Source organism: Burkholderia sp. Ac-20344, assembly GCF_017104975.1.
Taxonomy (GTDB): Bacteria; Pseudomonadota; Gammaproteobacteria; order Burkholderiales; family Burkholderiaceae; genus Burkholderia.
Genome location: NZ_JAAGPP010000019.1, coordinates 1 through 24,315, shown reverse-complemented (window position 1 = coordinate 24,315; position 24,315 = coordinate 1). Strand labels below are relative to the sequence as shown.

Below are 24,315 nucleotides of genomic sequence, written 5' to 3'. Positions count from 1 at the left end.
TCCCATGGACAACAACGATCCCATCCTGCGCTACTACGAAGCGGAAATGCGTTACCTGCGCGAGTCCGGCAAGGAATTCGCGAAGGCCCACCCCGACCGGGCGCGCCTGCTCAATCTGGACCGCGTCGGCGATCGCGATCCGTACGTCGAACGTCTTTTCGAGGGCTTTGCCTTCCTGACGGGCCGGCTCAGGCAGAAACTCGACGACGAATTGCCCGAGTTGACCGAAGGGCTCGTCAGCCTGTTGTGGCCGCACTATCTGCGGATGATTCCCTCGCTGTCGATCGTCGAGCTGACGCCGTTCGCGGAGAAGCTGCAGAAGACCGAAGTCGTGCCGGCCGGCGTACCCGTGCGGTCCGCACCAATCAACGTGCCGTCGCCGGGCGGGGCAGAGGGCGGGACGCCGCGCACGGTGCAATGTCTGTACCGGACGACACAGGCCGTTGCGCTGCAGCCGGTGTCGATCACGCATGCAGGGCCTGCCGTACGCCACGACGGTCGCTCGGTGATTCGTCTCGGTTTCTTGCTGCATGGTTCCGCGCTGCGCAGCGAAACGGATCTGTCGCGGCTTCGGTTGCATCTGAACGCGGATTTGCCGACTGCATTCGCGATGCATCTTGCGCTGACACGTCAGGTCGATGCGATTGACTGGCGCGTTCCGGAAGTCCGTGACGGCGAACCGGTGCCGCTCACCGGCGTGACGATCGAACCGGCAGGTTTTTCGACGGAAGAACGGCTGTGGCCCAAGGCCGATGCGGCGTTTTCCGGATATCAGCTGCTGCTCGAATACTTTACGTTCCGCGAGAAATTCCTGTTCGTCGATCTGTGCGGGCTGGACGTCTCGACGCTTCCCGAAAAATCGACCCGCTTCGAGCTGGAGATTCTCCTGAAGGATGCCTATCCGTCGGACCAGCGTTTCAACGCGGAGAACGTCCGGTTGTTCTGTTCGCCGGTCATCAACCTGTTCGAACTGGATGCCGAGCCGATCGAGATCGACCATCACGAAACCGAATATCGCGTGGTGCCGGCCGGCCATCAGGGCGAGCACGTCGAAACGTATTCGGTCGACGCGATCGCGACGTTCGATCACGATACGGCCGAGCGATACGAATACGTGCCGTTCGCGACGTTCCGGCACCGCGGCGGCATGCTGCGGCACGAGGCGCCGGAGCGCTATTTCCACGCGCGCGTGCGTTCGGGCGTATCGGGGCTGCACGAAATGTGGGTGATTCTCGGCGGTCATGCGTGGGAAACGATGGATACGCTACCCGAGGAAAGCCTGTCGCTGCGTGTGACGGGCACGAACGGGTTGCTGCCGCGCAAGGGGTTGCGCGAAGCGAGCCTCGACGAGCTGGCGGCCAGCACGCCGAACGTTGCAAGCGTGCGCAATCTCGTGTCGCCGACATTGCCGCTGTATCCGCCGACAGACGATCGCTTCCAGTGGCGCGTGCTGTCGCATCTCGCGCCGAATTTCCTGTCGATGATGAATGCGGAGGTGTTGCGCGGTGCTTTGGCGTTGTACGACTGGACGCACGAGGAACTGAACCGGCGGCGGCTCGCCGGCATCCTGCACGTGTCGCAGGAAATGATCGAGGAGGTGTCGGGCGGGGCGGTCGAGCGTGGCGTGCTCATTGAAGTCACGCTTGATGCACATGCATTTTCCGGCGGGGGCGACGTGATGCTGTTCGGTGAACTGTTGCACCGGTTCTTCGGCGCCTATGCGGAGATCAATCTGTTCACGAAGCTGGCGATCGTCAGCCTGCCGTCCCGCTCGCGGACGGAATGGCCGCGCAGCAAGGCTCAGCGGGCGCCGTTATGAGTCTTTCGATCGATCGGAGGAGTGCTGAAGCCGGTGAGCCGAAAGGCCTGCCGGCAGTGGCTGTGAAGTTGTTCGAGCGGGCGCCGAAGATGACGTTCATGCAGTTCTGTCGTCTGCTGGAGGCCTGTGCGCCTGAACGTCCCGGGCTCGGTACGCGCGACACGCTTGAACATGAGCCGGTGCGATTCCGGCCGCGTTCGCGGTTGGGGTTTCCGGCGGGTGAGATGGCCGCTGTCGAATTCGACGATGAGCACTCCGATGCACCCACGACCGTGCGTACGACTTTCATGGGTCTTTATGGTGTCGATGCGGCCATGCCGTCGCACATGATCGACGAGATCGTGTTGCGGGAGGAGGGGCATGAAGCGGTCGAGGCGTTTCTCGATCCGTTCAACCACCGGATGGCGACGCTGCTTTATCGCGCTTGGAAGAAATATCGTTATCCGGAACGCTTTCGTGCCGGTGGTGTCGACGATTATTCGCAAAGCCTGTTGTGTCTGGCGGGATTCGGGTGGGGCGACAAGCCTTCGCGGGCAGGCTTGCCGAACTCGCGGATGCTTGCATTGCTGGGGCTGTTGATTCAGCGTACGCGTACATCGGAAGGGCTGGCTGGTGTGGCGGCGCTCGCCGCGCCGGGGGCCGACGTTCGTGTCGACGAGTTCTGGACGGTGACGACGCGTAGCGGGCGACCGAAACCGTTGACGTCGGCGAAGCCGGATGAGGATGGTCTGTCGGACGGGAAGCGCAAAGGGCTCGGTGGCGGTTATGTGCTCGGCAGGCGTCTTGCGTATCGCAGCCGGGCGGTGCGTTTGACGTTGCGACCTGCCGATGCGAAGCAGGCCCAGGATCTGTTGCCGGGCGGATGGCTGCATCGAGAGGTGATGGCATTCATCCAGCTGTATGTCGGCATCAAGGCCGACGTGCATTTGCGGATGAAAGTGTCGACACGGTTCGTGCCACCTCCGACCGTCGGCATCGAATGTGCCGCTCCCGCGCCGCGTCTCGGCTGGACGACGGTGTTGCCTTCAGTCGATGAGCGCCTGATCGATATCGCGCTCGGTGTGTACGAGGCGTTTCCCGTGCCGCAACCCAACCCGCATCTCGCGCCGCAAGCAACCTGATTCCGGAGTTTCCATGTTTTATCGAGTGAGTGCGGCCACCGCTGCCGCTGTATTGCTGCTGTCGGGGTGTGGTGCCTGGCAGTCCGTGTCGGATGCGTCGTCGAATGCCTATCGTGCCGTTTTTTTCAAGCAGGTGAAGGTGCTTGATGTCGATCTGACTGCACGCGCCGAGTTGAATCCGGACGACGCGGGACGACCGACATCGGTTGCCGTTCGCGTCTACCAGTTGAAGGATCGCAAGATATTCGATGCGGCGTCGTATGACGATCTGTTGAAGAACGATCGGACCGTGCTGGATCAGGATCTGCGAGCGGATATGTCGGCTGTTGTGAACCCCGGCGCTTCGTCGAGCTTGTCTCAACCGATGCAACGCGAGACGGAGTATGTGGCGATCGTCGCGTTGTACCGCGCCCCCGGAGCTGCGGCAGACTGGAAGCGGGTCGTCGAGAAAAAGAAGCTTGATCCGGATAAGCCTCTACGTATCGGTTTGACGTCGAATGGATTGCAAATGGCGGGGGATGGGGCGAAGTGAACGTCACGCAACCCATTCGGAGCGGGAATAAACCATTCACGCTGTCCAAACGACTCAGGCTGGCAGTTTTGCTTGGCGTTGTCGTGTCCGTTCACGCGGTGGCTCGAGATGTGCCGTCTCCATCCATTGCGCCGCTCGCTGGAAAGCCGGATGGTTTTGTGCCCAAAGGCTGGAAGCTGGAATTCCAGACGAAGGGTGACCTGAACGGCGATGGCCGCGACGATCTTGTGCTGGTCTTGCGTGACAATGATCCTGCGAACGTGATATCGCATGGCGGCATGTGCGAGAACCCGTTCGACGCGAATCCGCGCATTCTTGTCGTTGCCTTTGCGCAGCCAGACGGCCGGTACGCTGTCGCGTTGCGAAACGATACGCTCATACCGGCCCGGGAATCCCCCTGTCTCGCGGATGCTCTGGAAGAAGGGGACGTGATGATCGACCGGGGCACGTTGCGGGTCACGCTGAGTCGCTTTTCCAGTGCAGGGAGTTGGGAAATGGGATCCACCACCTATACATTCCGGTGGCAAGATCGGAATTTCATGCTGATCGGCTACGACAACTTCTCGACAATGCGCAATACGGGCGCCGTGCGAAACCTCAGCGTGAACTACTCGACAGGCAAGGCCAAGATATCGATCGGAAATGTGTCCGACGATCGCGAACGTACACGCTGGGTAAAGCTGCATACGCAGCGTCGCTGGACACTGGATCAGATTGGCGACGGCTTCGAGTTTTCCCGGTCGCTGCCAAGCATCGAATAGTCGTCAATGCTGGCGTGCATGGCGTCATCACGACGCCATGTCCTGCGACCCATGCGCCGGACAACCGGCGGCATGGGCCGCACTGGGATCACCGATCATCTTCCCGCACCGACGACGGATGCCGGCACAGCGCCCGAACCTCCATCTCCATATACGGAAACAGCGGCAACTGACTCAGCAGGTCATGCAGTTGCTGCACGCTTTCGACATCGAAAATACTGACGTTCGCATACTGCCCGGCGATCCGCCACAGATGCCGCCAGGTCCCTTCGTTCATCAGCCGCTGGCACATCGCCTTTTCTTCCGCCTTCAGCGTGGCCGCCTTGACCGGATCCATGTCCGTCGGCAGACGGACGGTCATTTCCACATGAAACAGCATCCTGCACTCCTTGCGTTGTCGATTCGTCGAACGGGAAGGCCGCTCACGCCTGCGCGCGGGCTCGCTCGACTTCGCTGCCCGGCACGTCCTGCTTTTCCGCGAGCAGCGAGAAATCGAAGTCGATCAGCGCGAACTGCCCGTCGACGCCATACGGCTTGCCTTCCGCGCCTTCGGCCTGCTTCACTGCCGGGATCAGCCCCTCGCGCGTCGCGAATGCGAAGTCGTCCCACAGATGCGGATCGCCTTCGATGTTGATCTGCGTCGTCAGCTTACGATAACCGTCCGCCGAAACGAAGAAGTGAATGTGCGCCGGACGATGGCCGTGGCGGCCGAGCTGGTCGAGCAGTTGTTCGGTCTTGCCGCCCGGCGGCACGCTGTAGCCGACCGGCAGCACGCTGCGGAAGCTGTAGCGGCCTTCGGCGTCGGTGCGGATCGAACGGCGCAGGTTGAACGCGGGCTGCGAGGGATCGAAGTACGAGTAGTTGCCGAGATGGTTCGCGTGCCATACCTCGACCAGCGCGTTCGCGACCGGCGTGCCGTCGTGGCCGAGCACCTGGCCGCGCATGATGAGCGTCTGGCCCGGATCGGTGCCGTCGTCGAGTCGTGCATGCCCCAGCGATTCCGGCGCGCCCGCCACGTACAGCGGCCCTTCGATCGTGCGCGGCGTGCCGCCCTGGATGCCGGCCTTCGCTTCGGCTTCGTCCATCCGCACGTCGAGGAAGTGCTCGAGGCCGAGGCCGGCGGCGATCAGGCCGAGTTCCTTGCCGGCTTCGTTCAGGTAGTTGAGCGCCGTCCAGAATTCGCTCGGCTGTACGTCGAAGTCCTCGATCGTGTAGCAGATGTCCTTCACGATCCGGTTGACGATCGCGCGCACGCGCGGGTTGCCGGGCTTTTCCGCGGCGTCGTCGAAGGTCTTCAGCAGGGCGTCGATGGCTTGCTTGTTCATCTGTGTCTCCGGTTTCGGTTGTCGTGTGGGGTCAGCGGGCGTCGCGTCGCATCCGTTCGATGCGGGCCCAGTCGAAGGTGATGCCGAGGCCGGGCGCGGCCGGCAGGTGCAGCTTGAAATCCTCGTAACGCAGCGGCTCGACGAGGATTTCCTCGGTGAGCAGCAGCGGGCCGAACAGCTCGGTGCCCCATTTCAGCGAGTCGAACGTGCTGAACAGCTGCGCGGACGCCATCGTGCCGGCCGCGCCCTCGAGCATCGTGCCGCCGTACAGTTCGATGCCGGCCGCCGCCGCGATCGACGCGACGCTCGCCGCACCCTGCAGGCCGCCCGACTGCGCGATCTTCACCGCGAACACGTCGGCCGCGCGATCCTGTGCGAGCGCGAACGCATCGACGGGGCCGTGCAGCGCCTCGTCGGCCATGATCGGCACCTGCGCGAGTTGCGTGAGGCGTTTCAGCCCCGCACGGTTCGTCGCGGCAATCGGTTGCTCGACAAGGCTCACGCCGGCTTCGGCGAGTCGTGCGCCGGCCCAGATCGCGTCGGTTTCACTCCATGCCTGGTTCACGTCGACGCGCACGTCGCCGCGCTCGCCGAGCGCGCGCTTGATCGCGATCACGTGCGCGACATCGTCGGCCACGGCGTTCGAGCCGATCTTCAGCTTGAACGCGCGGTGGCGGCGCGCGTCGAGCATCGCTTCGGCTTCCGCGATGTCGCGCTGCGTGTCGCCGCTCGCAAGCGTCCATGCGACGTCCACAGCATCGGTCCGGCGGCCGCCGAACAGCTCGGACAGCGGCACGCCGAGGCGGCGCGCCTGCGCATCGAACAGCGCGGTCTCGATCGCGCATTTCGCGAAACGGTTGCCCTGGAACAGCTTGCGGGCGCGGGCCATCGCGGCGCCCGGGCGGGTCGCGTCCATGCCCTGCAGCAGCGGCGCGAAGTAGGTGTCGACGTTGACTTTGATGCTTTCGGGGCTCTCCTCGCCGTATGCGAGACCGCCGATGGTAGTCGCCTCGCCGACGCCTTCAATACCGTCCGTGCATCGAATACGGACCAGCACGAGGGTCTGGCAATTCATCGTGGCGACCGACAATTTGTGGGGCCGGATCGTCGGCACGTCAACGAGCAGCGTCTCGATGCGTTCGATGGTGGCGGCAGTTGCTATCATGCGATTCCTCCTGTTGGTGCACATGGTAGGAATTCCCGCCCCGCGTCGTCCAACACTCTTTCCGACTACTTCCATACCTTTGAGGCATGAAATGGAATTGCGTCAGCTCCGCTACTTCATCGCCGTCGCCGAGGAAATGAACATCACGCGGGCGGCCGAGCGGCTGCACATGACGCAGCCGCCGCTCAGCCGCCAGCTCCAGGCGATCGAGGACGAGATCGGGCTGCCGCTGTTCGAGCGCGGTGCGCGGCCGCTGAAACTGACGGATGCGGGGCGTGTGTTCTATGCGCAGGCGAAGCGCCTCGTCGACCAGGCCGACGAACTCGGCCCGCTGACGCGGCGGCTCGCGCAGCTGTCGGAGCGGATCGTGATCGGTTTCGTGCCGTCGACGCTGTACGGCGCGCTGCCGGACGTGATCCGCGCGTTTCGCGAGGCGCAGCCGGAGGTCGAGCTGTCGCTGATCGAAATGTTCACGCTCGAACAGCTCGGTGCGCTGAAGGGCGGGCGGATCGACGTGGGGTTCGGCCGGCTGCGGTTCGACGACGACCAGCTGGTGCGCGAGGCGCTGATCGAGGAAAAGCTGATCGCGGCGCTGCCGGTCGGGCATCCGCTCGCCGATCCGGCCCGGCCGCTGACGCTCGCGGATATCGCGAACGAGACGCTGATCGTCTATCCGAGCACGCCGCGGCCGAGCTTTGCCGATCAGCAGCTGTCCGCGCTGCGCGACGGCGGGCTGGTGCCGGCGGCGGTTCACGAGGTGCGCGAGTTGCAGACGGCGCTCGGGCTCGTGGCCGCGCAGGTGGGCGTGTCGCTGGTGCCGGAAAGCGTGGAAGGGGTGCGCGTGAAGGGGGTGGTCTACCGGCGGCTCCCGGAGCCCGCCGCGACGTCGCCGATCATCATGAGCCGCCGGCTGCACGGCGAAAGCGCTGCCACGGCTGCGTTTTGTGCGATTGCGCGGGAGATGATCGTGCCGGCGGGGTGACGATCGTCATTGTGTCTTCAAATCGCAACTAACGGTCTATTTCGGCCAGGGCGGGCAGATGCGGGCAGGGCAGCACGGCTTCATGCCGATCCGGGCAAAGCCACGACCAGCCGGGCAAGCCGCCAGCCGCCAGCCGCCAGCCGCGCGAGCGTATGCGGCGTTAGCGCTTCCCGTCGAGCGTTTCCGACGGCGATTCGCCAAACTTCTCCCGATACGCGATCGCGAACCGGCCGAGGTGCGTAAACCCGCAATCGAGTGCCATATCGGCGATCCGCCGGTCGGACGCCGCGCCGCGCAGCAGCTCGCGCGCATGGTCGAGCCGCGTCGCGCGCAGGTACTGCATCGGGCTCATCCCGCGGAACTGCAGGAACGCGTCGCGCAGCGTCCGTTCCGGCACGTTGGCGGCCTGGACGATATCGGCGAGCTGCAGCGGCTGCGCGTAGTGCGCGTTCACGAACTCCTGCGCGCGCCGCACGAAGCCCGGCGCCGGGTCGCGGTGCGACGGCTGCAGCACGGATGGCGGGTGGCCTTCGATCAGCAGGTCGATCAGCAGGTGCTCGAGCTGGGATGCGACGCGCGGGTTCGCGTTCGCACGTTCGAGCAGTTCGGGCGAACGTGCGACGAGCATCAGCTGCTGGCGCCACGCGGCGAGCGCGGCGTCGCTGACATGCAGCACGGGATCGAGCGTCGCACGCGGGTCGCCCGTCAGCGAGCCGACGGTCGCCGCATCGATGCGCAGCACGAACTGCTCGCAATCGGCCGACAGCATCGCGTCGAAGCGCTCCCCGGGCGCGCACAGCACGCCGGTCTGGCCGTCGACGCCGAGCTGCCGCCCCATCGCGCGCACCTCGGCCTGGCCGGACAGGCAGAACATCAGCAGGTAATAGCCGTCGACCGCGTCGACCTGCACGCGCATCGCATCGCCGAATGCGATCGTGCCGATCCCGAGCCCGCCGAGCCGGACGAAATCCATGTGCGACGCACCACGCGTGCGGCCGTTCGGCAGCAGCGCATGCGGCTGCATCACGCGCGAGATCCGCTCGCGCGTCTCGTCGAGATCGCGGGATTCGAACAGCCGGTGCGCGCGCAGCGCGAACGGCTCGAACGACGTTGGGGACATGGGCATCAGCCTTGGTGTAGACGGCCTGCGCATCGATCCGATCATTGGGTCGCGATCGTGCGCCGGGTCGTGTGTGCCGTCATGCTAGCGCAGAAATCCGCCGAAAGTGGATATTGCGCCGCCGCAATCGCACTTTCCGGATAGACGCCGAATATTAGCTTTTCAAAAATCGGCTCCATGCATTCAACGCAACGGATCGACAAGGAGTCCGACATGGAGCAGACAGAATCGCCCGTCGTTTTCGCCGCGCGCAACGACGCGTCCGACGTGACCTTTCCGCACGAAGACGGCTCGCGCGTGCCGTACAAGGTGTTCAGCTCGCGCGCGGTCTACGATCGCGAGCAGGAACGCATCTTCCGCGGCCCGACGTGGAACTTCGTCGCGCTGGAGGCGGAAATCCCGAACGCCGGCGACTTCAAGAGCACGTTCGTCGGCGATACGCCGGTGGTCGTCACGCGTACCGAGGACGGCACGCTTTCCGCCTGGGTGAACCGCTGCGCGCACCGCGGCGCACAGGTGTGCCGCAAGTCGCGCGGCAACGCGAGCTCGCACACGTGCGTCTATCACCAGTGGAGCTTCGACAATTCGGGCAACCTGCTCGGCGTGCCGTTCCGGCGCGGCCAGAAGGGGATGTCCGGGATGCCGGCCGACTTCGATCCGAAGCAGCACGGGCTGCGCAAGCTGCGCGTCGACAGCTATCGCGGGCTCGTGTTCGCGACGTTCAGCGACGAGGTGGCGCCGCTGCCCGACTATCTCGGCGAGCAGATGCGCCCGTGGATCGACCGGATCTTCCACAAGCCGATCGAGTATCTCGGCTGTACGCGCCAGTATTCGAAGTCGAACTGGAAGCTGTACATGGAGAACGTGAAGGACCCGTATCACGCGAGCATGCTGCACCTGTTCCATACGACCTTCAACATCTTCCGCGTCGGGATGAAGGCGCGCTCGATTCCGGATGCGAACCACGGGCTGCACAGCATCATCACGGTGACGAAGACCGGCGACGACACGTCGGCCGCCTACAAGCAGCAGAACATTCGCTCGTTCGACGAAGGCTTTCATCTGGAAGACGAATCGATCCTCGATCTCGTGTCGGAATACGACGAGGACTGCACGAACCATATCCAGCCGATCTTCCCGCAGCTCGTGATCCAGCAGATCCACAACACGCTGGTCGCGCGCCAGATCCTGCCGAAAGGCCCCGACAACTTCGAGCTGATCTTCCACTTCTTCGGCTACGCGGACGATACGCCCGAGCTGCGCGCGCTGCGCATCAAGCAGGCGAACCTCGTCGGGCCCGCGGGCTATATCTCGATGGAGGACACGGAGGCGACCGAGCTCGTGCAGCGCGGCACGGTGCGCGACGGCGACGCGACGTCGGTGATCGAGATGTCGCGCGGCAATCCGGACCAGCAGGACACGGTGATCACCGAAAGCCTGATCCGCAAGTTCTGGGTCGGCTACCAGAAGCTGATGGGCTATTGAAGCGGGAGCGCGCAATGATGGAAAACCTGACGGAAGACATGAAGACGTGGTTCGAGATTTACATGCTCCAGAACCGCTATATCGGACACCTCGACAACGACCGGCTCGAAGCGTGGCCGACGATGTTTACCGAAGACTGCACGTACGAAATCGTACCGAAGGAGAACGCCGACCTCGGGCTGCCGGTCGGGATCGTCCACTGCACGAACCAGCGGATGCTGCGCGACCGCGTGGTGTCGCTGCGGCACGCGAACATCTTCGAAGAGCATACGTACCGGCACATGACGTCGGGGCTGACGATCGTCGCCGAACGCGACGGCGAGATCGACACCGAGAGCAACTACGTCGTCGTGCAGACGCGCAGCAACGGCGAGTCGAACGTGTACCAGGCCGGCAAGTACTACGACACGGTCGTGCGCACGCCGGACGGGCTGCGCTACAAGACCAAGCGGGTGATCTACGACACGTCGCGCGTGCAGACGCTGCTCGCCACCCCGATCTGATACGGAAGCAAGGAACAGACATGACCGAAGCAACGCTCGCCGAGTGGCATCCGCTCGGCGCTTTCGACGAATTCTCCGAAGACGAACCGGCGGCGCGCGTCGCCGGCCAGAAGCCGATCGCCGTGTTCCGGATCGGCGACGAACTGTTCGCGATGCATGACCTCTGCACGCACGGCCATGCGCGACTGTCGGAGGGCTATGTGGAAGACGGCTGCGTCGAATGCCCGCTGCACCAGGGGCTGATCGACATTCGCACCGGCGCGCCGAAATGCGCGCCGATCACGGAGCCGGTGCGAACCTATCCGATCCGGATCGTCGACGGGCAGGTGGAAGTCAATGTCGGCTGATCCGTTCGTGATCGTCGGCGCCGGCCACGCGGCGCGGCGCACGGCCGAAGCGCTGCGCGAGCGCGACGCCGCGGCGCGCATCGTGATGATCGGCGCGGAACGCGAGCTGCCGTACGACCGGCCCGCGCTGTCGAAGGATGCGCTGTTGACGGACGGCGGCGAGCAGCGTGCGTTCGTGCGCGATGCCGCGTGGTACGACACGCAGCGCATCGAGCTGCGGCTCGGCACGCGTGTCGACGCGATCGAGCGCGATGCGCTGCGCGTACGGCTCGACGACGGCACGACGCTGCCATATGCGCGGCTCGTGCTCGCGACGGGCTCGCGGGTGCGCGCGTTTGGTGGCGCGATCGACGAAGGCGTCAGGCCGCATTACGTCCGCACGGTCGACGATGCGCGTGCTTTGCGTGCGCAGCTTGCGCCGGGCCGCCGCGTGGCGGTGCTCGGCGGCGGCTTCATCGGCCTCGAGGTCGCGGCGGCGGCGCGCCAGCTCGACTGCGACGTGACGGTGATCGATCCGGCGCCGCGCTTGCTGCAGCGTGCGTTGCCGGAAGTGGTCGGCACGTATGCGCGTCAGTTGCACGACGTGCGTGGAGTGGTCTTCCGGATGGAGACACTGCCGCGCGCGATTCGTCGCGCACCGGGCGGCGGCGCGATCGTCGAGACCGATCGTGGCGGCGTGCCGGCTGACATCGTCGTGGTCGGCATCGGCGTCGTTCCCAACGTCGAGGTTGCGCAGTCGGCCGGGCTCGATGTCGACAACGGAATACGTGTCGACGCGGGCTGCCGCACGGTCGATCCCGCGATCTTCGCGGCGGGCGAGGTGACGATGCACTTCAATCCGCTGCTCGGGCGTCACGTGCGGATCGAATCGTGGCAGGTGGCCGAAAACCAGCCGGCGGTCGCGGCCGCGAACCTGCTCGGTGCCGACGAGACCTATGCGGAGCTGCCTTGGCTGTGGTCCGATCAGTACGACTGCAACCTGCAGATGCTCGGGCTGTTCGGCAGCGAGCGCACGATCGTCGTGCGCGGCGATCCGGCGAACGGGCCGTTCACGGTGTTCGGGCTGGGCGACGGCGGCAGGATCGTCGCGGTGGCCGCGGCGAACCTGGGGCGCGACATCGGCGCATCGCGCCGGCTGATCGCGGCGGGGGCGGTGCCCGATCCGGTGAGGCTCGCCGATCCGGCAGTGAACCTGAAGACGTTCATGTAGCAGGCGTACGGTCGTCCGGCCCGGCATGCGGTGACGATGCCGGCCGGCGCCATGCGCGATCCGCCGGTCCGCGCCGGTGGGTCGCGGCTCGCGCGTCGCGCGTCGCAATGTTTGTCGGCGGCCCCGCAACCGGTGCATATTAGCGGCATCGTTCGCCCGACCGGTTGCCCATGACGCCAGACAAAGCCCTCGAACTGAAACGCAGCAAGCGCCGCGCGCTGTGGCTGCTGCTGGCCGCCGTCGCGGTGTTCGTCACGACGATCCTGCTGCCGCGCGGCCCGTGGGTCGACGGCGTCAAGGCCGTAGCCGAAGCCGCAATGGTCGGCGCGCTTGCCGACTGGTTCGCGGTCGTCGCGCTGTTCCGTCGCGTGCCGATCCCGTTCGTGTCGCGCCATACCGAAATCATTCCGAAGAACAAGGACAAGATCGCCGACAACCTCGCGGTGTTCGTGCGCGAGAAGTTCCTCGGCCCCGACGCGCTCGCCGCGCAGATCCGCCAGCACGATCCCGCGCAGAAACTCGGCGCGTGGCTCGGCGAGCCGGCGAATACCGATGCGCTCGGCGGCTATGTGACGAAGCTGATGAGTTTCGCGCTCGACATGACCGACGACGCGCGGATCCAGTCGTTCGTCCACGACGCGTTTCGCGCGGTGATCGACCGCGTCGACCTGTCGCAATCGGCCGGCGCGATCCTCGACACGCTGACGAAGGACGGCCGCCACCAGGCGCTGCTCGACGACGCGATCGAACAGGTGGTCGATGTGCTCGACAAGGAGGAGAACCGCGAGGTGATCGCGGGCTTCATCGTCGAATGGCTGAAGACGCAGTACCCGAAGGTCGAGAAGATCATGCCGACGCAGTGGTTCGGCGAAAACGGCGCGCGGATGCTCGCGAGCGCGGTGAGCCGCGTATTGGAAGGCGTGGCGGCCGATCCCGAGCACGAACTGCGGCAGCGCTTCGACCGGACGGTCATGCGGTTGACCGAGCGGTTGAAGCACGATCCCGCGTTCATCGAGAAGGGCGAGGAGATCAAGCGCTATATCCGCGACGGCGCTGCGTTCAACGAGTATGTACGCGACGTGTGGGATCAGTTGCGCGCGTGGCTGAAGGCCGATCTCGCGCGCCCCGATTCGACGCTGCACCGGCAGGCCGCGACGCTCGGCGGCTGGCTCGGTGCGCGGCTGGCGGAGAGCCCGGCATTGCGCGCGTCGCTGAACGAGCACGTCGAGAAGGCCGTGCACGAGATGGCGCCGGATTTCGCGGATTTCCTGATGCGCCACATCCGCGACACGGTGCGCAACTGGGATGCGCGCGAGATGTCGCGGCAGATCGAGCTGAACATCGGCAAGGATCTGCAATACATCCGCATCAACGGCACGCTGGTCGGCGGGCTGATCGGGCTCGGGTTGTATCTGGTGTCGCTGGTGCCGCGCTGGGCGGCCGGCTGGCTGCACTGACACGGCCACCGGTATCGCGCGGCGGGCCGTGCCCGTGCATCACGCGTGCGCTTTCGAGCCGTGCAGTTGCAGGCCGAGCGCCTTGATGACCTTCAGGATCGTGCCGAAGCTCGGGTTGCCGTCGTGCGACAGCGCCTTGTACAGCCCTTCGCGCGACAGGCCCGCATCGCGCGCGACCTGCGACATGCCGCGTGCACGTGCGATCACGCCGAGCGCGTGCGCGATGAAGGCCGGATCGTCGCCGGCTTCCTGCAGGCACGCTTCGAAGTAGTCGGCCATGTCGTCTTCGGTCTTCAGATGGTCGGCCGAATCCCACGGCCGGGTGCTGATCTTGTCCATCGGTTACTCCATGTCGAGATGCGCGAGCATCGCGTGCGCGGCGCGGATGTCGGCCTGTTGCGTCGATTTATCGCCGCCGCAGAGCAGGATGACCCAGATCGTTCCGCGCCGGACGTAGTAGACGCGATAGCCGGGGCCTTGGTCGATCCGCATCTCGACGACCGGTGAGCCGGCGGACTTCCAGTCGCCCGGATTGCCCATCGACAGGCGGTCGATGCGTGCCTGGATGCGGCGCTTCGCGACGCGATCGTGCAGGCCGGCAAACCAGGCGTCGAAGACGTCGGTGGTCCGGATGCTGAACGTAGGCGCACTGTAGGGCATGGATTGCAGTATGTCAACCATGGTTCACATGTATCGTGTGTTGAATGTCGGTGCCGCTACAGTAGGGGCGCCCGCTTCGTTTGTGCTCCAAATGGCCGTTCGGCCGAAGTCGGGATCTGCCGAATCCGTCTACAATCAAAAACGTCTTTGCCGCCCGTGCGCGCCTGCCGCGCGCGGGCGGGTCCGTTTGTCCTCCGGTATCCGGAGGCGCCGCTGCGCATCGCCTGTTGCGCGGCGGGCAGTGCCGTGGTTTGTGTCCAGTAGGTAAAGCGTCCGCGTGCCGTAGGCCGGCGCGCGTTCTGAACGCCGCGCGCCCGTAAGCCGGGCAGGCGGCATCAACCGAGAGTCCCCATGAAAGCATCGGATCTGTTCGTGAAGGCGCTGGAAGCCGAAGGCGTCGAGTACGTGTTCGGCATTCCCGGCGAGGAAAACCTCGATCTGCTCGAATCGCTGCGGCGATCGAAGATCAAGCTCGTGCTGACCCGGCACGAGCAGGCGGCCGGCTTCATGGCCGCCACCTACGGCCGCCTGACGGGCCGCACCGGCGTGTGTATCGCCACGCTCGGGCCCGGCGCGACGAACTTCGTGACGGCCGCCGCGTATGCACAGCTCGGCGGGATGCCGATGCTGATGATCACCGGGCAGAAGCCGATCAAGTCCAGCAAGCAGGGCCACTTCCAGATCGTCGACGTGGTCGACATGATGCAGCCGCTCACGAAGTTCACGCGGCAGATCGTGTCGATCGGCAACATCCCGTCGGCCGTGCGCGAGGCGTTCCGCCGCGCAGAGGAAGAGCGCCCGGGCGCCGCGCACCTCGAACTGCCGGAAGACATCGCGCACGAGGAGGGCGACGGCAAGCCGATCCCGCGCAGCTACAGCCGGCGGCCGGTGGCCGAGGAGAAGGCGGTCGCGCATGCGGTCGACGCGATCCAGGCCGCGTGCCATCCGCTGCTGATGATCGGCGCGGGCGGCAACCGCAAGACCACCTGCAAGATGCTGCTCGAATTCGTCGACAAGACGGGCATCCCGTTCTTCACGACGCAGATGGGCAAGGGCGTGATCGACGAGACGCACCCGCTTTGGCTCGGCAACGCGACGCTGTCCGACGGCGATTTCGTGCACCGCGCGATCGAGCATGCGGACTGCATCATCAACGTCGGCCACGACGTGATCGAGAAGCCGCCGTTCTTTATGCGTACCGACGACAAGACCGTGATCCACGTGAACTTCCTCGGCGCGCAGGTCGACCCGGTCTACTTCCCGCAGATCGAGGTGGTCGGCGACATCGCGAATGCGGTGTGGCAGATGAAGGAAGCGCTCGCGCCGCAGCCGCACTGGGATTTCGCGCGTTTCGCGATGATCAAGGCGCATTTCGACGCCCATCTGGAGAAGGGCCAGCACGATCCGCGCTTCCCGATGTACCCGGTGCGGATCGTCAACGATTTGTACAACGCACTGCCGGTCGACGGCATCGTCTGTCTCGACAACGGCATGTACAAGATCTGGTTCGCGCGCTATTGGCGCGCGCACGAGCCGAATTCGCTGCTGCTCGACAACGCGCTTGCGTCGATGGGCGCGGGCCTGCCGTCGGCGATCGCGACCAGGATCGTGCATCCGCAGCGCAAGGTGATCGCCGTGTGCGGCGACGGCGGCTTCATGATGAATTCGCAGGAGCTCGAAACCGCCGTGCGGCTGAAGCTCGACCTCGTCGTGATGATCCTGCGCGACGACGCGTTCGGGATGATCCGCTGGAAGCAGGAGAACATGAACTTCCCCGATTTCGCGATGACGCTGCAGAACCCCGATTTCGTCGCGTATGCGCAAAGCTACGGCGCGCACGGGCATCGCGTCGAATCGGCCGACGATCTCGAGCCGCTGCTGCGCGAGTGTTTTTCGTCGCCGGGCGTGCACGTGATCGACGTGCCGATCGACTACTCGGACAACGAGCGCGTGCTGAACCGCGAGATCAAGCGCCTGTCGGCGCAACTCTGAATGTCCCGTTCACAGGAAGGAGTCGTTCCATGTTGAAGGAAACCTATCCGTACTACCTCGCCAACGAAGCCGTCTACGCGAACACCGATCTGGACGTGATGGACAAGTTCAGCGGCAAGGTGGCGACGCGCGTCGCGCTGGCCGACGCGAAGGCGATCGACGCGGCGATCGGCGCGGCGGTCGACGCCGCGAAGCCGATGCGCGAGCTGCCGGCCTACAAGCGGCAGGCCGTGCTCGACCATTGCGTCGCGCGCTTTCGCGAGCGTTTCGACGAGCTGGCCGAGGCGCTGTGCATCGAGGCCGGCAAGCCGATCAACGATTCGAAGGGCGAGGTGACGCGGCTGATCGACACGTTCCGCGTGGCGTCCGAGGAATCCGTGCGCATCGACGGCGAGATCATCAACCTCGAGATCTCCGCGCGTGCGCAGGGCTATACGGGCTATACGAAGCGCGTGCCGGTCGGCCCGTGCTCGTTCATCTCGCCGTTCAACTTTCCGCTGAACCTCGCCGCGCACAAGGTCGCGCCTGCGCTCGCGGCCGGCTGTCCGTTCGTGCTGAAGCCCGCGAGCCGCACGCCGATCGGCGCGCTGATCATCGGCGAGGTGCTCGCGGAAACCGACCTGCCGAAGGGCGCGTTCTCGGTGCTGCCCGCACATCGCGACGGCGCCGACCTGTTTACGACCGACGAGCGCTTCAAGCTGCTGTCGTTCACGGGTTCGCCGGCCGTGGGCTGGGCGCTGAAGGAGAAGGCCGGCAAGAAGAAGGTCGTGCTGGAGCTGGGCGGCAACGCGGCCGCGATCGTCGATGCGGACCAGCGCGACCGGCTCGACTACGTGGTCGAGCGTCTCGCGTTCGGCGCGTACTACCAGTCGGGCCAGAGCTGCATCGGCGTGCAGCGGATCCTCGTGCATGCCGATCTGTACGACGCGCTGCGCGAGAAGCTGATCGCGAAGACGCGTTCGCTGAAAATGGGCGACCCGAAGGATCCGTCGACGTTCGTCGGCCCGATGATCTCCGAATCCGAGTCGCGCCGGCTGTCGGGCTGGATGGATGCGGCCGTCGCGGCAGGCGCGAAGATCGTCGCGGGCGGCAAGGTCGATGGCGCGATGTTCGAGGCGACGCTGCTGGAAAACGTCGGCCGCGAGCAGGACCTGTACCGGAAGGAGGCGTTCGGTCCCGTTGCGATCCTCGAGAAGTTCGACCGGTTCGACGATGCGCTCGAGCGCGTGAACGACAGCGACTTCGGGCTGCAGGCCGGCGTGTTCACCGATTCGCTCACGCATGCGCAGCGCGCGTGGGACGAGCTGGAGGTCGGCGGCGTCGTGATCAACGACGTGCCGTCGTTCCGCGTCGACAACATGCCGTACGGCGGCGTGAAGGATTCGGGCCTCGGCCGCGAAGGGATCCGCTACGCGATCGAGGACATGACCGAGCCGCGGTTGATGGTCGTGCGGCGGCGGTAGCGCGCGGGCAGGCGGCGCGATGCCGCGACGGCACGCGGGCGGGCGATCGGGCCGGCCCGCGTGCCGTTTTTCATGGTGCCGCGCGCATTGGGCCGGCGCCGGGCCCGCACCGTGACCGCCTCGCACGGCGGGTCGCCCGAACACGCTCGACTGCGACCCTCGCCTCGTGATGTAATCGCGCGAAACTGCGGACCGGGGCACGACGCCGGAACGCGCGAATTCATTCTTCACGAGGTCGATTCATGTCCCCCGTCTCGGCATTCAAGCTGGTTTTGTTGTCGTTCCTCGCGATCGTCGCACTCGAATGCATCGCCAAGCGGCTGCGGCTGCCGCCCGCGGCCGCGCTGCTGATCGGCGGCATCGGCATCGCCTTCATCCCCGGCCTGCCGCCGATCAATCTCGATCCCGACCTGGTGCTGCTGGTGTTCCTGCCGCCGCTGCTGATGGACGGCGCGTACTTCTCGGTGTGGGAGGAGTTCAAGCGCAACGTCGGCGGCATCCTGCTGCTTGCGATCGGCGCGGTCGTGTTCACGACGTTCGCGGTCGGCTTCGCCGTGCACTGGGTGGCGCCGTCGCTGCCGTGGGCCGCGTGCTTCGCGCTCGGCGCGATCGTGTCGCCGCCCGACGCCGTTGCCGCAAAGGCCGTGCTCGAACGCGTCGCGCTGCCGCGCCGGCTGATGGTGCTGCTCGAAGGCGAGAGCCTGCTGAACGACGCGGCCGGCCTCGTGCTGTTCCGTTTCGCGGTCGCGGCCGCGCTCACCGGCGCGTTCAGCCTCGAGCACGCGGTCGTGCGCTTCGCGGAGCTCGGGCTCGGCGGCGTGGCGATCGGCTTCGCGGTCGGCAAGCTCGTCGTGTGGTTCCTGAAGCAGCTCGACGACGACTATCTCGTGATCACCGTCGCGGTGATCGCCGGCTGGATCGCGTACATCGCAGGGGAAATGGTCGAGGTGTCGGGCGTGATTGCGACCGTCACGGCCGGCATGATCGTCGGCTGGCATCAGCACGAGGTATTCTCGGCGGCCGTGCGCACGCGCGGCACCGCGTTCTGGCAGGTCATCGTGTTCCTGCTCGAAGCGATGGTGTTCGTGCTGATCGGGCTGTCGCTGCGCGGCGCGATCCACCGGCTCGGCGGCTTCGAGCAGGTGCTCGCCACGATGGTGCCGCCGATGCTCGCGGTGCTGGCGGCGGTGATCGTGTCGCGCTTCGTGTGGATCTACGCGGTCGAGGCGCTGAAGTGGCCGGTGCGCGGGATCGCGCGGCGCGGTGAGGCACCGGACTGGAAGGCCGCGACGATCATGAGCTGGGCCGGGATGCGCGGCGTCGTCACGCTGGCGATCGCGCTGTCGCTGCCCGAGGCGATGCCCGGGCGCGACGTGATCCTGGTCGCGTCGTTCGCGGTGATCCTCGTCACCGTGCTGCTGCAGGGCACGACGATCGGGCCGCTGATCCGGCTGCTGCGCCTGCCGCAGCGCGAAGAACGTGCGGCGCATCACCTGTCCGAGCCGCAGACGTGGGCGTACGTCGAGGCTGCGCAACTCGCGGCGATCCAGCCGCTCGTGCGCGACGAGAACGGTGTCGTGATCCATCCGCGCCTGCTCGAGCAGTACACGTATCGCGCGGAACTGACCGAGCGGACGAAGAACGCGCCCACGTATCCGGCGGAAGTGCGGGCCGCGCACTACGACGTCGTGCTGGCCGCGATCAAGGCCGGGCGCACGGAATTGTTGCGCCTGCACCGTTCGGGCCGCATCCACGACGAAATGCTGCATGCGCTCGAACGCGACCTCGACCTGCAGGAAGTGTCCGCACAGCACGCGCGCGGGTAAGGCCGCACACCTTCTTCACACCGCCATCAAGCGGCCGGCGCCAGCCGGCCCGAAGCGCGCATGGGCCGATCGTTGCCCGGCGCGCGTTTTTTCTTCCGTTCACCCGCCGATTCGGCGGATTTTCATCCGGCCCCAAATGCGACGGACAACCAGCCTTGCAGCGCATGCAAACCTTATGGCACCGGTCTCGCAAACGTTATCGTCTTTCGAATCCGGAAATGATCTGATTTAACTGTTTCCGTCTCTTTCTGCATATTTGGCAAAACTAAACCGGAACGAGATAGATGCTGTGTTCTAATTTCATTTAGAATCAGCCGGTTATGTTTATTGAGAGAAAGGATGCGGAGGTAATGCGGCCGCCAACGGGGAAACAAGCGGCGTCCGAAGCCCCGCAAGGCGGTGCCGACAGGCCAAATCGGCGGAATCAGGCGGGTTTTTCAACTGCCAATATAAGATAGCGTCCAAGTCGGATAAACAACTCCTATGAAAGAATCGATTGGAGATTCGGCGTTTGAAACTGTATTTATGAAAGAATCGAGCAGTGATAATGCCTCGGATTACCTCGAATCGGGGTTGTCGGTCCTCCTGGTCGACGACCAGCCGTTCGTCGGCGAGGTGATCCGCCGCGCGCTGCGCAGCGAACACGACATCGACCTGCACGTGTGCACGGACGCGCACCGGGCGATGGCGGTCGCGCGCGACGTGAAGCCGACGGTCATCCTGCAGGATCTCGTGATGCCGGAGATCGACGGCCTCGATCTCGTCCGTGCGTGGCGCGCGGACGCCGGCACCGCTCGCGTGCCGATCATCGTGCTGTCCGCGAAGGAGGAGCCGATCGTCAAGCGCGAGGCGTTCATCGCCGGCGCGAACGATTATCTGGTGAAGCTCCCCGACGCGATGGAGCTGGCCGCCCGGATCCGCTATCACTCGAATTCGTACCTGATGTCCCGGCAGCGCGACGAGGCGCTCGATTTCCTGTCGCACGACATGCGTTCGCCGCAGACGTCGATCCTCGCGCTGCTCGATGTCTACCGGGCCGAACACGGCGAGATGCCGGCGATCATGGAGCGCATTGCCGGCCATGCGCGGCGCGCCCTCGCGCTTGCCGACGGCTTCATCCACCTGACCCGCGCGCAGTCCGAGCGCCGCGCGCACGAGGTCGTGAGTCTCAACGAAATCGTGCTCGACGCCGTCGACCAGCTGTGGGAGAAGGCGGCCGGGTTCGGCAGCCGGGTCGCCGCGCACGTGCCCGATACCGAGTGCGTGACGATGGGCGACCGCATGATGCTGACGCGCGCGGTCGCGAACCTGATCGACAACGGGCTGAAGTACGGCCCGGCCGGCACGGACGTGCACTGCACGCTGGGCAGCGAGGACGGTGCATGGCTGATCGGCGTCGAGGATACCGGCGCGGGGATCGCGCCGGATCAGCGCACGGCCGCGACCGAGTCGTTCGTGCAGCTCGAGTCTGCACATGGCGCGGCGCGTGGCGGCTTCGGCCTCGGGCTCGCGTTCGTCCGCGCGACGGCGGCGCGGCATCGCGGCCAGATCCTGATGCGCAATACGGCGCGCGGCTTCATGGTCGCGCTTCGGCTGCCGGCGCAAGCGGAGCGGTGATGTCGCGGCGCGGCCTGCCGGCGCCGCGCTGCCCGCAGACCCCGATGCGTTCGTGGCGCGCCGTCCGGCGCGCAGGCGGGCGCGGATTTTTTCAACGCTGATTTTAGAAAGCCCATAACGAACATGGCCACCGTGACACCCCGCGCGACCAATGAAAGCCTGCATCCGACGATCGGCGCTGCCCGGCTGACGCTCGGCAATCGCATCCTGCTCAGCTTCGGCGTGCTGTTCGTGCTGATGCTGGTGACAGCCGGCGTGTCCTACGAGCGACTGCGCGCGATCAACAGCGAAGCCGTGAGCATCGAGCGCGACTCGCTGCCCGGCGTCTACCTCGCGTCGTCGCTGCGCGGTTCGGTGAACGAATCGTTCATGCTGCTGCAGCAGGCGACCTTCGTCGATACCGAGCCCGAAGCCGCGCAGCGCAATCTCGCGAAGATCTCCGACGCGCTGAAGGAGATCGAGTCGCTGTCGATCGACTACCAGAACACGACGTTCCGCGACGACGACCGGCAACGCTTCGCGGCGTTCCGCGGCGCGTACGACCACTACGCGCCGTTGCTGAACGAAGCCGTACAGAAGCGCCGGGGGTCGCACGAGGAAGCCGTCGCCGCATACGCGAAGACGGTGCCCGCGTGGATCGAGGTCGTGCGCAACGCGAACGTGCTGGTCCAGGAAAACCGCAAGTTCGCCGAGCAGTCCGCAAAGCTGATCCGCGAATCCGTGCAGGACACCGAGGTGGTGCTCGCGACCGCCCTGGCGTTCGTGCTGCTGACCGCGCTCGGTCTCGGCTACATGCTGTACCGTTCGGTGACCGTACCGATGGCGCGGCTCGTCGAGGTGCACGACGTGATGCGCACCGGCAACCTGACGCGCCGTCTCGATCTGCGCCGTCGCGACGAATTCGGCACGCTCGAGACGGGCTTCAACCGGATGGCCGACGAGCTGACGGAACTCGTCGCGCGCGCCCAGCAGTCGTCGCTGCAGGTGACGACGTCGGTGGCAGAGATCGCGGCGACGTCGCGCGAACAGCAGGCGACCGCGAACGAAACCGCCGCGACGACGACCGAGATCGGCGCCACCTCGCGCGAGATCTTCGCGACGTCGCGCGACCTACTGCGCACGATGAACGAAGTGGCCGGCGTGGCCGAGCAATCGGCGACGCTGGCAGGCGTGAGCCAGAGCGGGCTCACGCGGATGGGCGAGACGATGCGCAGCGTGATGGACGCGGCCGGTTCGGTGAACGCGAAGCTCGCGATCCTCAACGAGAAGGCACTGAACATCAACCAGGTGGTCGCGACGATCACCAAGGTGGCCGACCAGACCAACCTGCTGTCGCTGAACGCGGCGATCGAGGCCGAGAAGGCCGGCGAGTACGGCCGCGGCTTCGCGGTCGTCGCGACCGAGATCCGCCGCCTGGCCGACCAGACGGCGGTCGCGACCTACGACATCGAACAGACGGTGAAGGAAATCCAGTCGGCGGTGTCGGCGGGCGTGATGGGGATGGACAAGTTCTCCGAGGAAGTGCGCCGCGGCATGCTCGACGTGCAGCAGGTCGGCGGGCAGCTGTCGCAGATCATCGCCGAGGTGCAGACGCTTGCGCCGCGCTTCCAGATGGTCAACGAGGGGATGCAGACACAGGCGAACGGCGCCGAGCAGATCACGCAGGCGCTGTCGCAGCTGTCGGAGGCCGCGCAGCAGACGGCCGAGTCGCTGCGCCAGTCGTCGCAGGCAATCGACGACCTGACGCTCGTCGCGAACCAGTTGCGCACCAGCGTGTCGCGCTTCAAGGTCGACGCGTGACGCGCGCCGACGCGCAGAACGGTGCCCAGGCGCTGTTCCTGATGTTCGAGCTCGACGGCGAACGCTATGCGCTCGACGCGGCCGGCATCGAGCAGGTGCTGCCGCTCGCGGTCACGAAGGCCGTGCCCGGCGCGCCGGAATGGATCGCCGGGCTGCTGATGCGCGGGAGCCAGCCGGTGCCGGTGATCGACGTGTCGATGCTGGCGCTCGGGCGCCGCGCGCGTGCGTTGCGCTCGACGCGGCTCGTGCTGGTCCGCCACCGTGCGGACGCGGCCGGCGGCGGGCGCACGATCGGGCTGATCGTCGAGCGTGCGACGCAGACGATGCGGATCGACCGCGCGGCGTTCCGGTCGAGCGGCATCTCGACCGCGCGCACGCGCTGGCTCGGGCCCGTCGCGAACACGCCCGATGGCGTCGTGCAGCAGGTATCGGTGTGCGACCTGGTCGACGACGTGGCGCGCCTGTATCTGTTCGACGGCCCGCCGGGCCACGGGGGAGAGTCCGCATGAAAGAGTCCGAATCGCGATTTCGCGGCTGGCTGCTGCGGGAGACCGGCATCGACCCCGATTCGCTCGGCAACGATTTCATGACCCGTGCGCTGACGGAACGCGTGCACGCGCTGCAAGCGGACGGCGAGCGCCTGCTGTCGGCGGCGCGGCCGCCCGTGACGCAGGATGCGCTCGACGCCTACTGGCAGCAGCTCAACGCGTCGGCCGACGAGCGGCGTGCGCTCATCGAGCTGTTCGTCGTGCCCGAGACCTGGTTCTTCCGCGACCGCGAGGCCTTCGCGACGCTCGCGCGGCTCGCGGCCGAGCGGCTCGCCGCGCTGCCCGGCCGCGTGATCCGCGTGCTGAGCGCGCCGTGCTCGACGGGCGAGGAGCCGTATTCGGCGGCGATGGCGCTGCTCGACGCGGGGCTCGACCCGGCCAGCTTCACGATCGACGCGATCGACCTCAGCGTGCGCGCGATCGAGCAGGCGCGGCTCGGCTGCTACGGGCGCAATGCGTTCCGCGGCACCGCGACGGAGTTTCGCGTGCGGCACTTCACGCCGACGCGCGCCGGCTGGCTGCTCGACGAGCGCGTGCGCGCATGCGTGCAGTTCAGTCAGGCAAACCTCGTCGAACCGGCCG

At 66.0% G+C, this 24,315-nt stretch carries 23 protein-coding genes; 17 read left to right on the top strand and 6 right to left on the bottom strand.

Features of this window, described 5'->3' with window-relative positions; translation table 11 throughout:
- Window positions 1–4: 4 nt before the first annotated feature.
- The 4 genes from tssF to G3N64_RS08820 are packed head-to-tail and all read left to right on the top strand — an operon-like array spanning window position 5 to window position 4,233.
- Complete coding sequence (gene tssF / locus G3N64_RS08835; RefSeq protein ID WP_205783489.1) at window positions 5–1,819, top strand: type VI secretion system baseplate subunit TssF; 1,815 nt, start codon at window positions 5–7, stop codon at window positions 1,817–1,819.
- Window positions 1,783–2,940 (top strand): type VI secretion system baseplate subunit TssG, encoded by a 1,158-nt coding sequence (gene tssG / locus G3N64_RS08830; RefSeq protein ID WP_205783488.1) that lies wholly within the window; start codon window positions 1,783–1,785, stop codon window positions 2,938–2,940. Before tssF ends, tssG begins: the two co-directional genes overlap by 37 nt.
- 13 nt (window positions 2,941–2,953) lie before the next feature.
- Window positions 2,954–3,472, top strand: a complete 519-nt coding sequence (tssJ, locus tag G3N64_RS08825) for a type VI secretion system lipoprotein TssJ (RefSeq protein ID WP_205783487.1) — start codon at window positions 2,954–2,956, stop codon at window positions 3,470–3,472.
- Window positions 3,469–4,233 (top strand): hypothetical protein, encoded by a 765-nt coding sequence (locus G3N64_RS08820; RefSeq protein ID WP_205783486.1) that lies wholly within the window; start codon window positions 3,469–3,471, stop codon window positions 4,231–4,233. The genes tssJ and G3N64_RS08820 overlap by 4 nt, the downstream gene beginning before the upstream one ends.
- Window positions 4,234–4,321: 88 nt before the next feature.
- Here the strand turns inward: G3N64_RS08820 and catC are convergent, their stop codons facing one another.
- Genes catC through G3N64_RS08805 form a run of 3 tightly spaced genes read right to left on the bottom strand, consistent with a single transcriptional unit; the run spans window position 4,322 to window position 6,723 of the window.
- Window positions 4,322–4,612, bottom strand: coding sequence for a muconolactone Delta-isomerase (gene catC / locus G3N64_RS08815; RefSeq protein WP_011355923.1), 291 nt, complete (start codon window positions 4,610–4,612; stop codon window positions 4,322–4,324).
- Window positions 4,613–4,655: 43 nt separating this feature from the next.
- On the bottom strand, window positions 4,656–5,558 hold the full coding sequence (gene catA / locus G3N64_RS08810; RefSeq protein WP_205783485.1) for a catechol 1,2-dioxygenase: 903 nt from the start codon (window positions 5,556–5,558) through the stop codon (window positions 4,656–4,658).
- A 31-nt stretch (window positions 5,559–5,589) separates the two neighbouring features.
- A complete protein-coding gene (locus G3N64_RS08805; protein ID WP_205783484.1) occupies window positions 5,590–6,723 on the bottom strand; it encodes a muconate/chloromuconate family cycloisomerase in 1,134 nt (377 codons plus the stop codon).
- Window positions 6,724–6,814: 91 nt separating this feature from the next.
- Between G3N64_RS08805 and G3N64_RS08800 the strand changes: the two genes are divergently transcribed.
- On the top strand, window positions 6,815–7,705 hold the full coding sequence (locus tag G3N64_RS08800; protein ID WP_205783483.1) for a LysR family transcriptional regulator: 891 nt from the start codon (window positions 6,815–6,817) through the stop codon (window positions 7,703–7,705).
- Window positions 7,706–7,865: 160 nt separating this feature from the next.
- Here G3N64_RS08800 and andR read toward each other — a convergent pair whose 3' ends face one another.
- The gene (gene andR / locus G3N64_RS08795) at window positions 7,866–8,825 is read right to left on the bottom strand and encodes an anthranilate 1,2-dioxygenase regulatory protein AndR (protein WP_205783482.1); all 960 of its coding nucleotides are present in this window, start codon (window positions 8,823–8,825) and stop codon (window positions 7,866–7,868) included.
- 213 nt (window positions 8,826–9,038) lie between these two features.
- On the opposite strand from andR, the gene andAc reads away from it, so the two are divergent.
- The 5 genes from andAc (at window position 9,039) to G3N64_RS08770 (ending at window position 13,827) form a co-directional block, all read left to right on the top strand.
- Window positions 9,039–10,310, top strand: coding sequence for an anthranilate 1,2-dioxygenase large subunit AndAc (gene andAc, locus G3N64_RS08790; RefSeq protein WP_205783481.1), 1,272 nt, complete (start codon window positions 9,039–9,041; stop codon window positions 10,308–10,310).
- A gap of 14 nt (window positions 10,311–10,324) precedes the next feature.
- A complete protein-coding gene (gene andAd, locus G3N64_RS08785) occupies window positions 10,325–10,813 on the top strand; it encodes an anthranilate 1,2-dioxygenase small subunit AndAd (protein WP_205783480.1) in 489 nt (162 codons plus the stop codon).
- A gap of 20 nt (window positions 10,814–10,833) precedes the next feature.
- Window positions 10,834–11,160 (top strand): anthranilate 1,2-dioxygenase ferredoxin subunit AndAb, encoded by a 327-nt coding sequence (andAb, locus tag G3N64_RS08780; RefSeq protein ID WP_006479527.1) that lies wholly within the window; start codon window positions 10,834–10,836, stop codon window positions 11,158–11,160.
- Complete coding sequence (gene andAa / locus G3N64_RS08775) at window positions 11,150–12,370, top strand: anthranilate 1,2-dioxygenase system ferredoxin--NAD(+) reductase (protein ID WP_205783479.1); 1,221 nt, start codon at window positions 11,150–11,152, stop codon at window positions 12,368–12,370. The genes andAb and andAa overlap by 11 nt, the downstream gene beginning before the upstream one ends.
- Window positions 12,371–12,540: 170 nt before the next feature.
- On the top strand, window positions 12,541–13,827 hold the full coding sequence (locus G3N64_RS08770; RefSeq protein WP_205783478.1) for a DUF445 domain-containing protein: 1,287 nt from the start codon (window positions 12,541–12,543) through the stop codon (window positions 13,825–13,827).
- Window positions 13,828–13,866: 39 nt separating this feature from the next.
- Here the strand turns inward: G3N64_RS08770 and G3N64_RS08765 are convergent, their stop codons facing one another.
- Window positions 13,867–14,166, bottom strand: a complete 300-nt coding sequence (locus tag G3N64_RS08765; protein WP_039344756.1) for an addiction module antidote protein — start codon at window positions 14,164–14,166, stop codon at window positions 13,867–13,869.
- 3 nt (window positions 14,167–14,169) lie between these two features.
- Entirely contained in the window at window positions 14,170–14,487 is a 318-nt protein-coding gene (locus G3N64_RS08760) for a type II toxin-antitoxin system RelE/ParE family toxin (RefSeq protein WP_346778808.1), read from the bottom strand.
- Between the two features lie 351 nt (window positions 14,488–14,838).
- Here G3N64_RS08760 and G3N64_RS08755 point away from each other — a divergent pair, with 351 nt between their 5' ends.
- From G3N64_RS08755 to G3N64_RS08725, 7 genes are all read left to right on the top strand, one after another.
- Window positions 14,839–16,479 (top strand): acetolactate synthase large subunit, encoded by a 1,641-nt coding sequence (locus G3N64_RS08755; protein ID WP_205783476.1) that lies wholly within the window; start codon window positions 14,839–14,841, stop codon window positions 16,477–16,479.
- Between the two features lie 29 nt (window positions 16,480–16,508).
- Entirely contained in the window at window positions 16,509–17,942 is a 1,434-nt protein-coding gene (locus G3N64_RS08750; protein ID WP_205783475.1) for an aldehyde dehydrogenase family protein, read from the top strand.
- A 242-nt stretch (window positions 17,943–18,184) separates the two neighbouring features.
- The gene (locus G3N64_RS08745; protein WP_205783474.1) at window positions 18,185–19,768 is read left to right on the top strand and encodes a Na+/H+ antiporter; all 1,584 of its coding nucleotides are present in this window, start codon (window positions 18,185–18,187) and stop codon (window positions 19,766–19,768) included.
- Between the two features lie 483 nt (window positions 19,769–20,251).
- Window positions 20,252–21,385, top strand: coding sequence for a hybrid sensor histidine kinase/response regulator (locus G3N64_RS08740; RefSeq protein WP_205783473.1), 1,134 nt, complete (start codon window positions 20,252–20,254; stop codon window positions 21,383–21,385).
- Window positions 21,386–21,508: 123 nt separating this feature from the next.
- The gene (locus tag G3N64_RS08735) at window positions 21,509–23,185 is read left to right on the top strand and encodes a methyl-accepting chemotaxis protein (protein ID WP_205783472.1); all 1,677 of its coding nucleotides are present in this window, start codon (window positions 21,509–21,511) and stop codon (window positions 23,183–23,185) included.
- Window positions 23,182–23,694, top strand: a complete 513-nt coding sequence (locus G3N64_RS08730) for a chemotaxis protein CheW (RefSeq protein WP_205783471.1) — start codon at window positions 23,182–23,184, stop codon at window positions 23,692–23,694. Before G3N64_RS08735 ends, G3N64_RS08730 begins: the two co-directional genes overlap by 4 nt.
- Window positions 23,691–24,315 (top strand): CheR family methyltransferase (locus tag G3N64_RS08725; protein ID WP_277399099.1); only part of this gene is annotated, 625 nt, incomplete at its 3' end. The genes G3N64_RS08730 and G3N64_RS08725, both read left to right, overlap by 4 nt.

Excerpts from the sequence above, each read along its gene's own strand:
- catC (WP_011355923.1), bottom strand. The coding sequence starts at position 4,612 with ATGCTGTTTCATGTGGAAATGACCGTCCGTCTGCCGACGGACATGGAT.
- andAa (WP_205783479.1), top strand. The coding sequence starts at position 11,150 with ATGTCGGCTGATCCGTTCGTGATCGTCGGCGCCGGCCACGCGGCGCGG.
- G3N64_RS08740 (WP_205783473.1), top strand. The coding sequence starts at position 20,252 with ATGAAAGAATCGATTGGAGATTCGGCGTTTGAAACTGTATTTATGAAA.
- G3N64_RS08750 (WP_205783475.1), top strand. The coding sequence starts at position 16,509 with ATGTTGAAGGAAACCTATCCGTACTACCTCGCCAACGAAGCCGTCTAC.
- G3N64_RS08755 (WP_205783476.1), top strand. The coding sequence starts at position 14,839 with ATGAAAGCATCGGATCTGTTCGTGAAGGCGCTGGAAGCCGAAGGCGTC.
- andR (WP_205783482.1), bottom strand. The coding sequence starts at position 8,825 with ATGTCCCCAACGTCGTTCGAGCCGTTCGCGCTGCGCGCGCACCGGCTG.
- G3N64_RS08745 (WP_205783474.1), top strand. The coding sequence starts at position 18,185 with ATGTCCCCCGTCTCGGCATTCAAGCTGGTTTTGTTGTCGTTCCTCGCG.
- andAd (WP_205783480.1), top strand. The coding sequence starts at position 10,325 with ATGATGGAAAACCTGACGGAAGACATGAAGACGTGGTTCGAGATTTAC.
- andAc (WP_205783481.1), top strand. The coding sequence starts at position 9,039 with ATGGAGCAGACAGAATCGCCCGTCGTTTTCGCCGCGCGCAACGACGCG.
- catA (WP_205783485.1), bottom strand. The coding sequence starts at position 5,558 with ATGAACAAGCAAGCCATCGACGCCCTGCTGAAGACCTTCGACGACGCC.
- tssG (WP_205783488.1), top strand. The coding sequence starts at position 1,783 with ATGGCCGCGCAGCAAGGCTCAGCGGGCGCCGTTATGAGTCTTTCGATC.
- tssF (WP_205783489.1), top strand. The coding sequence starts at position 5 with ATGGACAACAACGATCCCATCCTGCGCTACTACGAAGCGGAAATGCGT.
- G3N64_RS08800 (WP_205783483.1), top strand. The coding sequence starts at position 6,815 with ATGGAATTGCGTCAGCTCCGCTACTTCATCGCCGTCGCCGAGGAAATG.
- tssJ (WP_205783487.1), top strand. The coding sequence starts at position 2,954 with ATGTTTTATCGAGTGAGTGCGGCCACCGCTGCCGCTGTATTGCTGCTG.
- andAb (WP_006479527.1), top strand. The coding sequence starts at position 10,834 with ATGACCGAAGCAACGCTCGCCGAGTGGCATCCGCTCGGCGCTTTCGAC.
- G3N64_RS08735 (WP_205783472.1), top strand. The coding sequence starts at position 21,509 with ATGGCCACCGTGACACCCCGCGCGACCAATGAAAGCCTGCATCCGACG.
- G3N64_RS08765 (WP_039344756.1), bottom strand. The coding sequence starts at position 14,166 with ATGGACAAGATCAGCACCCGGCCGTGGGATTCGGCCGACCATCTGAAG.
- G3N64_RS08805 (WP_205783484.1), bottom strand. The coding sequence starts at position 6,723 with ATGATAGCAACTGCCGCCACCATCGAACGCATCGAGACGCTGCTCGTT.
- G3N64_RS08760 (WP_346778808.1), bottom strand. The coding sequence starts at position 14,487 with ATGCCCTACAGTGCGCCTACGTTCAGCATCCGGACCACCGACGTCTTC.
- G3N64_RS08770 (WP_205783478.1), top strand. The coding sequence starts at position 12,541 with ATGACGCCAGACAAAGCCCTCGAACTGAAACGCAGCAAGCGCCGCGCG.